The sequence below is a fragment of the Novosphingobium sp. Sphag1I genome (genome assembly GCF_056279125.1).
Genome location: NZ_JBWBQS010000010.1, coordinates 19,342 through 32,980 on the forward strand (window position 1 = coordinate 19,342; position 13,639 = coordinate 32,980).

The window sequence follows — 13,639 nt, forward strand, 5'->3', positions numbered from 1 at the left end:
CTATGTTACGTATATTGTGAGAGTAGATTTCATATATCGAAAATCAAGATGGATCGGGAGATGTTTGTTTTATGCTACGCTCGGCATTGTCTATGGTCGCGCTGATGACCGCCCTTCTGCCACCATCGGCCCATGGCCAGGTCTGGCGCCTTGATGGCCCGGCCCGCGCGGGTGAGAACATGATTGCGCCCGGCGCGCCCTATGTGTCTGGCACGGGCGGTTATGAAGGCGATGGCGCGCTGTCTCTGCCCGTTGGTGAAGGCAATTGGCGCGTCACGGTGGAATTGGGCAGTGACAATGCCCCGGCCACGACCACCATCAAGGCCGAGAACCGCCGCCTGATGATGCTGAACACCGCCACGGCCAAGGGACAGCGCTTGACCCGCCGCTTTGTCGTGCATGTTCACAATGCGGATTTGGGCGCGGTACCGGAAAATGCGCCGGGCGGCGCGCACGTCCGATTGCGCCCGGATCAGGCGGCGCAGCGCAATTGGGATGATCGCCTGACGCTTGAATTTCTGGGCCGCCCTGCGGTGCGAACGGTGATGGTCGAACCGGCCCGGGTTCCCACCATCTTCCTTGTCGGCGATTCCATGGTGGCCGATCACCCCCGCGAACCAACGGCCAGTTGGGGGCAAATCCTGCCGCTGATGCTGGACGATGGGGTGGCGGTGGCCAATTATGCGGAAAGCGGGGCGACTCTCAAATCCTTCCTCGCCGACCTGCGGCTGGACAAGGCGCTCAGCATGATGAAGCCGGGCGATTATCTGTTCATCCAGTTCGGCCATAATGACCAAAAGGCCCAATGGCCCCAGACCTATGCTGAGGCAGGGACGACCTATCGCGCCTATCTGGCCGCTTATATTGCCGAGGCGCGGCGGCGCGGGGCGACGCCGATTCTGATCACCAGCCCGGAAAGGCGCAATTTCGATACAAAGGGTCGGATTACCCTGTCCCTGGGCGATTATCCGGCGACCATGCGCGCGGTCGCGGGTGAATTGCACGTCCCGCTGATCGACCTCAACCGGGCCAGTGTCACACTCTATGAAGCTTTGGGGCCGGAACGCTCGCCCGCCATGTTCAACGATGGTGGCCGCGACCGCACCCATTACAACACATGGGGCGCATGGATGACGGCGCGCATCATTGCCGATGGGATCAACGCACAGGTCCCTGCCCTTTCCCCGCATGTTACCTCTAAGCGTTTCGATCCGGCGCGCCCGGAACCCGTCGACATTCCCCCCAGCGCCCTCACCTCAACCCAACGCCCATTGGGCAATTAAAAAAAGGGGCCGCCGGATGCCTCGTCCGGCGGCCCTGAACACGCGGGGGAGCGTGTGAGGTGGAGTTTTAGAACTTGGCGTTCACGCCCACGGTAAAGGTGCGGCCCGTGCGCGTGTTGAACAGAGGGTCCTGACGCCCGCTGTCGATATAAAGGATGTTGTGTTCGTCGGTCAGGTTCTGGCCTTCGATGGTCAGCTTGACGTCCTTCATCAGATTATAGCTGAAGGCGGCATCGACAAAGGTCGTCGCGTGGTTGCCCAACACATCGCTGTCATTCGCGCCCGAGGGGATCTGACGAATGAAAGGTCCGCGATAGTTGATCGTGCCGCGAATGCTGAACTTGCGGTTTTCGTAATAGAGCGTGCCGCTGGCCGTATCGGGCGACATGTTGACCAGATTGGCCGTTGTCGAAAGTGTCGCCACGCCCCCGCTCGATTGCAGCACGTAATTCACCTTGGACGAAACATGGGTGTAATTGGCCAGCAGCCCGAAATCCTTGCCAATCCCGCGCAGGAAGGTGAAGGGCAGTTGCAGATTGACCTCAAACCCGTTGAGCGGCCCGCCCTTGGTGTTGACCGATCGCGTCACGGTGAACAGATCGGTCGGCTGCGTCCCCGCCGTGGTCAACAGCGCATTGGGCAGGCCCAGCGTGTTATAGGGCACAAGACTGCTGACCGATTGGATATAGGTGCTGATATCCTTGTGGAAATAGGCAAAGGAGAGCAGCGAGCCGGGGCGGAAATACCATTCCAGTGCGGCGTCATAGGTCGTCGCCCGGATCGGGTCGAGATAGGGATTGCCAATGGTGGCCGTGCGCGTCACGGCATTGACCGACCCGCCCGAAGGCAGGACGCTGAGTTCCGGGCGGCTCATCACCTTGGCGGCGGACAAGCGGCCCAACAGATGCGGCGTGAACTCCATCACCAGATTGGCCGAGGGCAGCCAGTCATTATACGAACGATCCACAATCGCCGGGATCGCCACCGTGGGATAGGCCGAACCGGTGGGCGCGGCGGTGGGGACATAGCCGACGGTATGCTGGGTTGTGTTGACAAAGCGCACGCCAATGTCGCCCCGGATCGGGATCGGCAAAGTGTCGGGCAGATTGAACTGCGCCATCAGGAAGGCCGACTTCTGCTCCTCGCGCACTTCGGGCGAACCATTGCCGCATTCCACGCCGCAGAAGGTGAAATTGTTAAAGCCGACCGTCTGTTTCCATTTGTCGATGTCGGTGGCGGTAAAGCTGGAAAGCGCGCCGGGGATCAGCAGATTGTTAAGGCCCGTGATCTGATAGGTGAAGTCGGCCACGGATGATCCCGCCGGCAGCGCGGTCGTGGCCTGATTGGCCGGCGCCACGCCCAAAACGCGGTTCTTAAACGCGCTCTGGCGATATTGCAGCCCGCCCTTCAGTTTGAACGCATCGTTGAATTCATAGGTGGAATTGGCCTCGAACGTATAGTTCTGGGTCGTCACCTTCCAATTGCGCGTGTTAAAATTGCCCAGAACCGTGCCATCCGAACGGCCCGGCGCGTAATTGAAATTGGCCGGGTTTGCCACATCGACGCCATATTTGATGACCGGGATCGATCCCCCGCCACGGAAATCGATCGAATAGCCCGGCGTGTCGATGGCATCCAGATTGACCGTCAGGCGCTCTGGATTGTCAAAGATGGACTTGGAATAACCCGCCATCAGGTCAATCGCCAGCTTGTCGGTGAACTTGTGATGGATGTTCAGGTTCGCCTGACCAAAGGTGGTGGTGAATTTGTCGCGCAGGCTTTCCGAACGCAGATCGACCCCGTTGAACAGGCCATAGAGCAGCGAGCCATTGGGTTTGACCGACAGATCGACCACCGACACCATCGGTTGCCCATTGTTGCTGGTGTTGCGGGCAAAGGATAGCGCGTCGATGTAATTGTCCCAGCGCGTGACCTTGAAGCGCGAGAAGAGTGCGTCAAAGGTGATTTCGGTCGCATCATCGGGCCGCCATTGCAGCGCGAGCGATCCGCCCATGCGTTCGGCATCCTGACGCGAATTGAGATAGCGCGGGATGCGCGGCAGGAAGACCCCGCCGCCCGCCTGACCCGACGGGCCGGTCATCGACTGGATGAGGTTATAGGCCGCCGTGCTGCCGGTACGTGGATTGCCGGTGGAACAATTGGCCGCGTCGGTGCCCTTGGCCGCATTGTTCGCCGGGTTTTGCGGCGCGTAACCCAGCGGCGAGCAGAAGCCGCCATTCACATAGGTCGGCAGAATGTTGACCGCCGAATAGCCCACTTCGCGAATATTGCGGTGGCTGTAGCTGGCGGTGGCGAGGACGCCGAAAGTGCCATCCTCATTCTGTTTGGACAACAGCACAGAGAAGCGCGGATCGAGCTTCTTGCTCACCTCATTCCACACGCCCTTGGCCGAGACGGTGGCGACAAAGCTCTTTTTGAAATCCAGCGGATGCGGCGCCTTCAGGTCCACCGTGGCGCCCAGCGAACCTTCCTCGACATCGGCCGAGGGCGTCTTGCGCACGGCCAGTTCGGAAAAAATTTCGGTCGGGAAGACGTTGAAGTCAAAGCTGCGCCCGGTGTTGCCCGCGCCGTAAATGTCGGACGAACCGGTCTGGGCCGTACCCTCCATCCCGTTCAAACGAACGCGGGTAAAGGCCGCGCCAAGCCCGCGCACCGAAATATTCTTGCCCTCACCACCATCGCCCCGTGCAAGGGCGATGCCGGGAACGCGCTGCATGGATTCCGCCAGATTTGAATCGGGGAACTTGCCAACGTCCTCGGCCTTGATCGTGTCGATTGCGGCGGCCGAATTGCGCTTTTCATTCAACGCCGCGGCCAGCGAGGTGCGGAAACCCGTGACGATAATGGTCTGCTCATCGGCCTTTGCCGGGGCCGGATTGACCGGAGCCTGCGCATGAACATGCGTGGCCAAACCCGCCACCATCATGGCCAGACCGGATGCGGCCAGACGCAATTGTGCTGTAGAATACTGCCCCAATTCACCCTCCATAATCCCATATGCGGGCACTGCCTCTTTCCATCGTCATCGCGATGGCGGGCGCCGCGTTGGCATGATGGATATGTCAGGATGTGAACAGCGTCAACGCATATATTGCACGAGCATTTCACATTGAGGGACTATTGTAAAAATTCCTGCGGATTTGCGGCGATGTTGCATTTTGCCCACACCGCCCCCATGTTTCACATTGCGCACACATCGATTGATTTCGCCCCAAAAGGATCTAAAAGCGCCCCATGGCCGATGATGAAACCAACGACGTCGCTGCGGACAGCAACACGGTAAAGGGCGCGCAGACGCTGATGCGGGCGCTCGACATTCTGGACGAGGTGATTGACGGGCCGATCCGCGCGGTCGATCTGGCGCGCAAATTGGGCATGAACCGGACGACGGCGCACCGACTTGCCCATGCGTTGCGGACGCGCGATTATCTGGCCGTCACACCCGATGGCTTCGCGCTTGGCCCCAAATTGCTGCAACTGGGCGTTCTGGCCAGCGAGCAGACAGATTACACCCGCATCGCCCGCCCCCGGATGGAGGCGCTTTCGGCCCAGACCGGCTTTTGCGTTTTCATCGGCAATCGTGAGGGTAATTGGTCACGCCACCTTGACCGCGTGACGGGGCGCCAACGCCTGCGTGTGGCAACGGCTCCGGGCGACCGCCGCCCCATCGCCGAAACCGGCCTTGGCAAGGCGTTGATGCTGGACGATACAGAGGCAAGCTGGAAAAAGCTTTGGAAACAAGCCCATTCTGACAGCGGCACCGATGCCGATCTGGAAGATTTCCTTATTCGGATGCGCCGTTACAAGGATGAGGGCCTTGTCCGCCATGACAGCGAACTGGGCGACGGCGTGCGCTCCATCGCCGCGCCGGTTCGCAATGCGCGCGGCGCGATCTGTGTCGCCATCAGCATCGCCAGCGCGGCGCATTACCTGACCGATGACATTGCCGATGATCTGGCCATGCGGGTCAAGCAATGCGCCGAGGAAGTCAGCGCGGCAATAGGCTGGCGCGTTTAACTCGTCGCTTTCGTATACCGATCCCTGCGGGCCTGGGATGCGCGGCGTGCTTCGGCGATGGCCTTTTCCTCGGTGGCAAAGAGGAGGCTGTCGAGGACGCTGGCCAGGTGGGTGCGCATGGCGGCGCGGGCGGCGGCCGGGTCGCGGGCGCGCAGGGCTTCGAGAACGGCAGTATGTTCCTCGACCACCGGCTTGATGTTGGCGCTGCGGGCCTTTTCGTGCAGCAGCGCGCTTTCCGGGGAATCGGCGCGCAGGTTCCACAAGCGCTCGACCGCCTCGGCCACGGCGGCGTTGCGGGTGGCGCGGGCAATGGCGAGGTGGAACGCGCGATCGGCCTTTTCGGTGCCGTGCGGATTGCGGTTCTCGCGCTCGATCTCCTCGACCAATGCGGCCAATTCTGCCAGACCTTCCTCGGTGATCGTGGTTGCAGCCAGAGCCGCCGCCTCGCCTTCGAACAACAGGCGCGCTTCGGTCAATTCAAAGGCGGAAATGTTGAAGCCCGGGATGTCCTCCTTGCCGGGCAGGCGCTTGACATAGGCGCCCGAACCCACGCGCACCTCGACCAACCCCTGCACTTCCAGCGCGATCACCGCCTCACGCACGGTGGGGCGTGAAACGTTGAATTGCGACGATAATTCACGTTCGGCCGGCAGGCGGTCGCCCACATCGTATCGACCGCTGACAAGTTCATCCATCAGGCGCCGGGCAAGATCCTGATAAAGCCGCTCTTGCTGCGCGGGACTGGTATCACTCATTGGGGCATCTCCGCGAAATGGCCTTACCGCTTAATTAGAAATTGACAGGCCAACTCGAATTGGTCAAGAGTCTTCTCTAACACAAGCAGACCAATTCGGGAACCTGACCCCCATGAAAATCACCTCCGCCCGCGTTATTGTCACCTGTCCGGGGCGCAATTTCGTCACGCTGAAGATCGAGACCGATCAGGGCGTGTACGGCATTGGCGACGCCACGCTGAACGGCCGCGAAAAGGCGGTTGTTTCCTATCTGGAAGATCATGTGATTCCGTGCCTTATCGGCATGGACCCGCGCAATTCCGAGGACATCTGGCAATATCTCTATCGCGGGGCGTACTGGCGTCGCGGGCCGGTGACGATGCGCGCGATTGCCGCGGTTGACGTGGCGCTGTGGGACATCAAGGCCAAGATGGCCGGCATGCCTTTGTACCAACTTCTGGGCGGGCGCAGCCGCGATGGCGTGATGGTCTATGGTCATGCCAATGGGTCGGACATTGCCGAAACGGTCGATGCGGTGGGTGCCTATATCGACATGGGTTACAAGGCGATCCGCGCCCAGACCGGCGTGCCGGGCGTCAAGGATGCCTATGGCGTGGGCCGGGGCAAGCTGTTCTATGAACCGGCCGATGCCGCGCTGCCCAGCCTGACGGGGTGGGACACGCGCAAGGCGCTGAATTACGTGCCGAAACTGTTTGAAAAGCTGCGCGAGACCTATGGTTTCGACCATCACCTGCTGCATGACGGCCACCACCGCTACAGCCCCACCGAGGCCGCGCAACTGGGCAAGGCTTTGGAGCCTTACAGCCTGTTCTGGCTGGAGGATGTGACGCCTGCGGAAAATCAGGAAGCCTTCAAGCTGATCCGCCAGCACACCACCACCCCGCTGGCCGTGGGCGAAATCTTCAACACGATCTGGGACGCCAAGGATCTGATCCAGAACCAGCTCATCGACTATATCCGCGCCACCATCGTTGGGGCGGGCGGCATCACCCATCTGCGCCGCATCGCGGACCTTGCCAGCATGTACCAGATCCGCACCGGCTGCCACGGCGCGACCGATCTGTCGCCCGTCACCATGGGCACCGCGCTGCATTTCGACACATGGGTGCCCAATTTCGGCATTCAGGAATACATGCGCCACACCCCCGAAACCGACGAGGTTTTCCCCCACGATTACACGTTCGAGGCGGGCATGCTCTATGTCGGCGACACACCCGGCCACGGCGTCGACATCGACGAGGCGCTCGCCGCCAAGTATCCCTACAAGCCCGCATACCTCCCCGTCGCAAGGCTGGAGGATGGCACCATGTGGAATTGGTAAAGCCAATAATCCACTATTGATCAAAAAGAAACGGGGGCCTTTCAGCCCCCGTTTTCCGTTCAACCTTTCATCTGCTCCAAACTGACCCCCTTCGTCTCGCGCACCATGGCGCGGACAAAGAAGAAGGAAACCGCCGCCGCCAAAGCATAGCCGGTATAGGCAACGGCCAACCCCGGCGAAACCACCAGAGCGGGGAAGCTGACCGAGATGGCCGCATTGGCGATCCATTGCGCAAAGCCCGAAACCGCGAGGCCCGACCCACGGATCTGATTGGGGAACATTTCGCCCAGCATGACCCACATGATCGGCCCCCAACTCATGTTGAAGAACACCACATAGGCATTGGCCGCCAACAGAGCGATCAGGCCGTTATGACCCGGCAAGCTGACCGCGCCATCGGCGCCGTGCATGGCCGTCGAAAAGGCCCATGCCACAATGCCCAGCGTCACAGCCATACCCGCCGAACCGATCAGCAGCAGCGGCTTGCGCCCGATACGGTCGACCAGCAGCAGCGTGGCAAGGCAGCCCGCGATCGACACCACACCCGATATAATATTGATTTGAAGCGCATAGCTTTCCGAAAAGCCAACCGCCTGCCACAGGGTTGCGCCGTAGTAGAACACGACGTTGATGCCCACCAATTGCTGAAACACAGCAAGGCCGATGCCCGTCCAAACGATAGGGCGAATACGGCCCGTGGTCTTGTCGATCAGATCGGAAAGACGCGGGCGATGGTGGTCGGCGGCAAGGCTGTCGCGGATTTCGCCAACGGTCTTGCGCGCAGTCGCCTCATCAAACAGGCGGGTCAAAACCGCCTGCGCCCCGGCATCGTCGCCGCGCGCCACCAGATAGCGTGGGCTTTCCGGGATGAACATCAAAGCGACAAAATAAATCGCCGCCGGTGCCGCCTGAAGCCAGAACATCCAGCGCCACGCCGGTTGATCGACCCACAGGATCGCGGTGGAATCGCCCGCCACCTGCGCCAGAATGTAATTGACGACAAAGGCCCCGGTCAGGCCCGTAATAATCATCACCTGCTGCACACTGGACAGGCGGCCGCGCACGTTGGCGGGCACGACTTCGGAGATATAGACCGGCGAAATGACGCTGGCCGCACCGACGCCTAGGCCGCCGATGATGCGCGCCAGAATGAAGACCAACGAAGAACCCGCCGCACCCGCGATCAAGGCGCTGATCAGGAACAGCACCGCCGACAGTTTCATCACGCCGCGCCGCCCGATGCGGTCGGACAAGCGCCCCGCCCCGAACGCCCCGACCGATGAACCGACAAGGATCGCGCCGACATTGATGCCGATACCCACCTTGCCAAGGTCAAAGGCGGCCTCCAGCCCTTTTTGCGTGCCATTGATGACGCCCGAGTCATAACCGAACATGAAACCGCCGATCGTGGCCACCGCCACGATCATCGCGATCAGGCCGGAATTGACCGGGCCTTCTGAAACTTTTTCCATGCAACCCTCTCCCGCAAACTCTTATATTTGGGCCAGAACGCCCGCCTGCCCGGCAACACCGGGATCAAACGCGAACAAGGCGCCCGCCAAGGGCTGCGCAGTGCGTTCTTCGGACGAAAGCCCCTTGGCCGCCGTCGTGGCATAGGCGGTGCGCAGATCCGGCCCGCCAAAGGCGATCTTGGTGATGTTGGCCACCGGAAAGCGGATCGTCTGCATCAACGCGCCCGACGGATCATAGCGACGCACACCCCACCCGGCGAACAGGCTGACCCAAAGGCAACCTTCGGCATCGACGCAGGGGCCATCGGGATAGCCTTCGTCAATATCCGCAAACAGGCGTGTGGCGACGACGCGCCCATCCTCGAGAGTGCTGGCCCAGACTTTGCGGCCCAGCGTGTCGTGGTGATACAGCACCGTGCCATCGGGCGAAAAGGCCGGGCCATTGGTGATCGACACCGGAGGCAGGCCCGTATCAACGCATCCCGCGCCATCAAGACGATAGAAGCGGCCCGTGTCGGCGGCCTCGGCATCATCCATCGAACCCAGCCAGATCGCGCCATCACCCGCAACCGTTGCATCATTCAACCGGTTGCCCGGCAGATGCGCTTCAGGTGCGACCAACAGCGTGAACGCCCCGGTCGCGGGATCGAAACGGTGGATGCCGCTCTGTAATCCAGCGATCATGTCGCCACGCGCGCTGGGCAAAACCCAGCCGGCCTGCGCGGGTGCGGCCCATGACTTTTGCTCTCCGCTCGCGGGGTTAAAGCGATGGATCGCGGGCGCTTTGATATCGACGAACCACAGCGCCGCGTCGCGCTCCACCCACACCGGGCCTTCGCCCAATGTGGCGCCCAGAGGCCATACGGGTTCGGGCGCCATTATCGCCACCCCGCATCGACCCAATATTCATGGCCGGTGATCAAACGCGCATCGTCCGAGGCCAGAAACAGCGCCAGCGCCGCCACGTCCTGGGGCAACAGGCGACCTTCGAGACATTGCGCGGCGACGATCTCGGCCTCGCCTTCGGGCGTGTACCATTTTTCCTGACGCGGGGTTTTGACATTGCCGGGGATGATGCTGGTGACGCGAATGTTGTCGCGGCCCAGTTCACGCGCCAACCCGCGCGTCATGCCCTCAATGGCGGCCTTGGCGGTTTGATAGATGACCAGATCGGGCAGGCCCAGATGCCAGCTGATCGAACCAAGGTTGATGATGGCCCCGCCGCCGGCACGCTTCATCGAGGGCACAGCGGCCTGTGCGACAAAGAACTGGTGGCGCAGGTTGACCGCCATACGCTCGTCCCAATAGGCCGGGGTGACTTCGGCAATGCCGTGACGGTCGTCATTGGCGGCATTGTTGACCACCACGTCGATGCCGCCCAGCGCTTCCTCGACCAGCGCCATCATGGCCTGAACCGCACCCAAGTCGGTCAGGTCACAGGCAAAGAAAGTCGCGCCCAGACGCGCCGCAACCGCTTCACCGGCTTCCTTGGCGATGTCGCAAAAGGCTACCTTGGCGCCTTGGGCGGCAAAGGCTTCGACAAAACCCTCACCAATGCCGCTGGCGCCGCCGCTGATGAAAACGCGCTTGCCCGCAAGGCTGGGATAGATGGCGCGCCCATTTGTACCGGCGCTCATGCTTTTGCCCCCAACAGGCCGCGCGCCGCCAGATTGGTGTAAAGCGCGGCAATGCCCTGCGTCCAGGGTTGGGCCTCCTTGCTGGTGACCACGGTGTTGACCAGCTTGCCCAGCTTGGGGGTAGAGATCGTCACCACATCGCCCACCTTATGCGTAAAGCCGCGGCCCGGATCGTCACGATCCTGCGTGGGCGCGAACAACGTGCCAAGGAACAGCGTGAAGCCATCGGGATACTGATGCTCGCTCAAGGTCTGGCGGACCAGATCGAGCGGATCGCGGCTTATTTCGCGCATGGAAGAATGGCCCTCAAGGCGATAGCCCTCCGGCCCTTCGATCAACAGATCAACCTCGGCATTGCGCACGTCGTCGATCGAGAAACTGTCATCAAACAGACGAACCAGTGGGCCAAGCGAGCAGGACGCGTTATTATCCTTCGCCTTGCCCAGCAGCAGCGCGCTGCGCCCTTCGATGTCGCGCAGGTTGACGTCATTGCCCAACATCGCGCCGACCGCCTCGCCGCCCGCATTGACCAGCAGCACGACTTCGGGTTCCGGATTGTTCCATGTGCTGTCGCTGCGCACGCCGACATCGGCCAGCGCGCCAACCGTGGCCAGCACGGGTGCCTTGGTGAAGACTTCAGCATAAGGCCCGATGGCAACTTCGAGATATTGCGACCACAGGCCATCGGCGATCAGCAGTTCTTTCAGCGCCTCGGCCTCGGCCGAACCGGGGACGACCGAACGGATCGAGCCGCCCACACGTTCCTCGATACGGGCGCGGATTTCCAGAGCCTTGCTCGAATCGCCGCGCGCGCGTTCCTCGATCACGCGTTCCAGCGTGCTGGTGGCGAAGGTCACGCCGCAGGCCTTGATGACCTGAAGGTCAACCGGGCTGAGCCATGCCGCGTCGAGTTCATCGAGCGGCCCCAGAGAGCGACCCGCCGAAGCGTTAAGAGGCAAAGCTTCTACCAATTGCGAAACCGTGGGCGCCACACCCGACATGTCATAGGCAATCCCGCCCTCAACCAGAATGGGCGTAGGGCCTTCGGGCAATTGCACGCGGCCAAGGAAACGCGCCCCACGCCAATCGGCGGGCAGCAGAGCCGCGAAGGAAGAAATTCCAGACATTTTCTCTCCAGACAGCATTTTCGACAGCCAACATTGCGGTGTGACGTTGACTTATGTTGATAGCGCTACCATCATGCAAATGCCCCTGCTGTCAAGTGGTTTCGCTCCACGGGCGCGGGGGCGGACAGGAAAATGCTGACATCATGGCAAAGCGGCATTAGTGCTGTTCCGAGGGAGAGTTGTGAAATGACCGAGAAGTCCACCCGCCGTTTTCGTTCACAGGACTGGTTTGCCGATCCGGCGCGCTCCGACATGGTGGCGCTCTATCTGGAACGTTTCATGAATTACGGGATCACCCCGGATGAATTGCGTTCGGGCCGCCCGATCATCGGCATCGCGCAAAGCGGCAGCGACCTCTCGCCCTGCAACCGCATCCACCTCGAACTGGCCAAGCGGGTGCGCGACGGCATTCGTGATGCGGGCGGGATCTGCATGGAATTTCCGGTCCACCCGATCTTTGAAAACTGCCGACGCCCCACCGCTGCGCTGGATCGTAATCTGGCCTATCTGGGGCTGGTCGAGATCCTTTATGGCTATCCCATCGACGCGGTGGTGTTGACCACGGGTTGCGACAAGACCACCCCCTCACAGGTGATGGCGGCAAGCACGGTGGACATTCCCGCCATTGTGCTCTCGGGCGGGCCGATGCTCGATGGCTGGCATGAAGGCGATCTGGTCGGTTCGGGCACGGTGATCTGGCGCAGCCGCCGCAAGCTGGCCGTGGGCGAGATCGACGAGGAGGAGTTCCTTCAGCGCGCCTGCGATTCGGCGCCCTCGGCGGGCCATTGCAACACGATGGGCACGGCCTCGACCATGAATGCCGTGGCCGAGGCGCTGGGCCTTTCTCTTCCCGGATGCGCCGCCATCCCCGCCCCCTATCGCGAGCGCGGCCAGATTGCCTATGAAACCGGCCGCCGCATCGTGGAAATGGCCTATGAAGACCTGCGCCCGTCCAAAATCCTGACGCGTGAGAGTTTCCTCAACGCCATCCGCGTGGTCACGGCCATCGGCGGGTCCAGCAATGCCCAGCCCCATATCGTCGCCATGGCCCGCCATGCGGGCGTGGAAATCACCGCCGCCGACTGGATGGAGCATGGCTATGACCTGCCGCTGATCGTCGATATGCAGCCTGCCGGGCGTTTTCTGGGCGAGCGATTCCACCGTGCGGGCGGCGTGCCTTCGGTGATGTGGGAATTGCTGCAACAGGGCGTGCTGGACGGCGATTGCCTGAGCGTGACGGGCGAAACGGTGGCGGAAAATGTGGCGCTGCGCCCTGCCCGCGACCGCGAGGTTATCCGCCCCTTTGCCGAGCCGCTGAAGGAAAAGGCGGGCTTCCTTGTGCTGTCGGGCAATCTGTTCGATTTCGGTATCATGAAGACCAGCGTGATTTCCAAGGAATTCCGGGGCCGGTACCTGTCCAACCCCGATGCCCCCGGCACATTCGAGGCGCGCGCGGTGGTGTTTGAAGGGGGTGATGATTATCACCACCGGATCGATGATCCTGCGCTCAACATCGACGAAAACTGCATCCTCGTCATGCGCGGCGCTGGCCCACAAGGCTGGCCGGGCAGCGCGGAGGTTGTGAACATGCAGCCCCCCGCCGCCCTCATCCAGCGCGGGGTGCAATGGTTGCCGACACTGGGCGATGGGCGTCAGTCGGGCACGTCCGACAGCCCCTCGATCCTCAATTGCTCGCCCGAAAGCGCGGTGGGCGGCGGCTTGTCATGGCTGCGTACGGGCGACATCATCCGCATCGATGTGGTCAAGGGCACCTGCAACGCGCTGGTTTCGGACGAGGAAATCGCCCGCCGCCGGGCCGAACCCCTGCCCCCTGTTCCGCCCAGCAATACGCCTTGGGAGGAGCTCTACCGCGAAAAGACCGGGCAGATGGGCGAAGGCGCCGTGCTCGAAATGGCGGTCAAATATCGCGGTCTGACGGCCAAGACGCCCCGTCATAACCACTAATGGAAAAATGCCGCTGTACCCTTTGTGGGAACAGCGGCATT

The 13,639-nt window shown here is 61.7% G+C and carries 10 protein-coding genes; 4 read left to right on the plus strand and 6 right to left on the minus strand.

The genetic code is table 11. The annotated features are described in order from the left end of the window. Positions 1-104 precede the first annotated feature (104 nt). Positions 105-1,283 (plus strand): rhamnogalacturonan acetylesterase, encoded by a 1,179-nt coding sequence (locus ACZ9HU_RS12805; protein ID WP_476105460.1) that lies wholly within the window; start codon positions 105-107, stop codon positions 1,281-1,283. Positions 1,284-1,350: 67 nt separating this feature from the next. Here ACZ9HU_RS12805 and ACZ9HU_RS12810 read toward each other — a convergent pair whose 3' ends face one another. Further along, positions 1,351-4,311 (minus strand): TonB-dependent receptor, encoded by a 2,961-nt coding sequence (locus tag ACZ9HU_RS12810; protein WP_476105461.1) that lies wholly within the window; start codon positions 4,309-4,311, stop codon positions 1,351-1,353. 227 nt (positions 4,312-4,538) lie between these two features. On the opposite strand from ACZ9HU_RS12810, the gene ACZ9HU_RS12815 reads away from it, so the two are divergent. Further along, entirely contained in the window at positions 4,539-5,321 is a 783-nt protein-coding gene (locus ACZ9HU_RS12815; RefSeq protein WP_476105462.1) for an IclR family transcriptional regulator, read from the plus strand. Here ACZ9HU_RS12815 and ACZ9HU_RS12820 read toward each other — a convergent pair. Beyond that, positions 5,318-6,076 carry a FadR/GntR family transcriptional regulator gene (locus ACZ9HU_RS12820; protein WP_476105463.1) on the minus strand — a complete coding sequence of 253 codons (759 nt, stop codon included), beginning with the start codon at positions 6,074-6,076 and terminating at the stop codon, positions 5,318-5,320. The genes ACZ9HU_RS12815 and ACZ9HU_RS12820 overlap by 4 nt on opposite strands. A 112-nt stretch (positions 6,077-6,188) precedes the next feature. Here ACZ9HU_RS12820 and manD point away from each other — a divergent pair, with 112 nt between their 5' ends. Then, positions 6,189-7,397 (plus strand): D-mannonate dehydratase ManD, encoded by a 1,209-nt coding sequence (gene manD, locus ACZ9HU_RS12825; RefSeq protein WP_476105464.1) that lies wholly within the window; start codon positions 6,189-6,191, stop codon positions 7,395-7,397. 59 nt (positions 7,398-7,456) lie between these two features. Here manD and ACZ9HU_RS12830 read toward each other — a convergent pair whose 3' ends face one another. The 4 genes from ACZ9HU_RS12830 to ACZ9HU_RS12845 are packed head-to-tail and all read right to left on the minus strand — an operon-like array spanning position 7,457 to position 11,633. Beyond that, complete coding sequence (locus ACZ9HU_RS12830; RefSeq protein WP_476105465.1) at positions 7,457-8,869, minus strand: sugar porter family MFS transporter; 1,413 nt, start codon at positions 8,867-8,869, stop codon at positions 7,457-7,459. Positions 8,870-8,890: 21 nt separating this feature from the next. Next, the gene (locus tag ACZ9HU_RS12835; RefSeq protein WP_476105467.1) at positions 8,891-9,748 is read right to left on the minus strand and encodes an SMP-30/gluconolactonase/LRE family protein; all 858 of its coding nucleotides are present in this window, start codon (positions 9,746-9,748) and stop codon (positions 8,891-8,893) included. Continuing rightward, positions 9,748-10,506, minus strand: coding sequence for a D-xylose 1-dehydrogenase (gene xylB / locus ACZ9HU_RS12840; protein ID WP_476105469.1), 759 nt, complete (start codon positions 10,504-10,506; stop codon positions 9,748-9,750). The genes ACZ9HU_RS12835 and xylB overlap by 1 nt, the downstream gene beginning before the upstream one ends. Then, positions 10,503-11,633, minus strand: a complete 1,131-nt coding sequence (locus ACZ9HU_RS12845) for a fumarylacetoacetate hydrolase family protein (protein WP_476105472.1) — start codon at positions 11,631-11,633, stop codon at positions 10,503-10,505. The genes xylB and ACZ9HU_RS12845 overlap by 4 nt, the downstream gene beginning before the upstream one ends. 186 nt (positions 11,634-11,819) lie before the next feature. On the opposite strand from ACZ9HU_RS12845, the gene ACZ9HU_RS12850 reads away from it, so the two are divergent. Then, positions 11,820-13,598, plus strand: coding sequence for an IlvD/Edd family dehydratase (locus tag ACZ9HU_RS12850; protein WP_476105475.1), 1,779 nt, complete (start codon positions 11,820-11,822; stop codon positions 13,596-13,598). Positions 13,599-13,639: the final 41 nt, after the last annotated feature.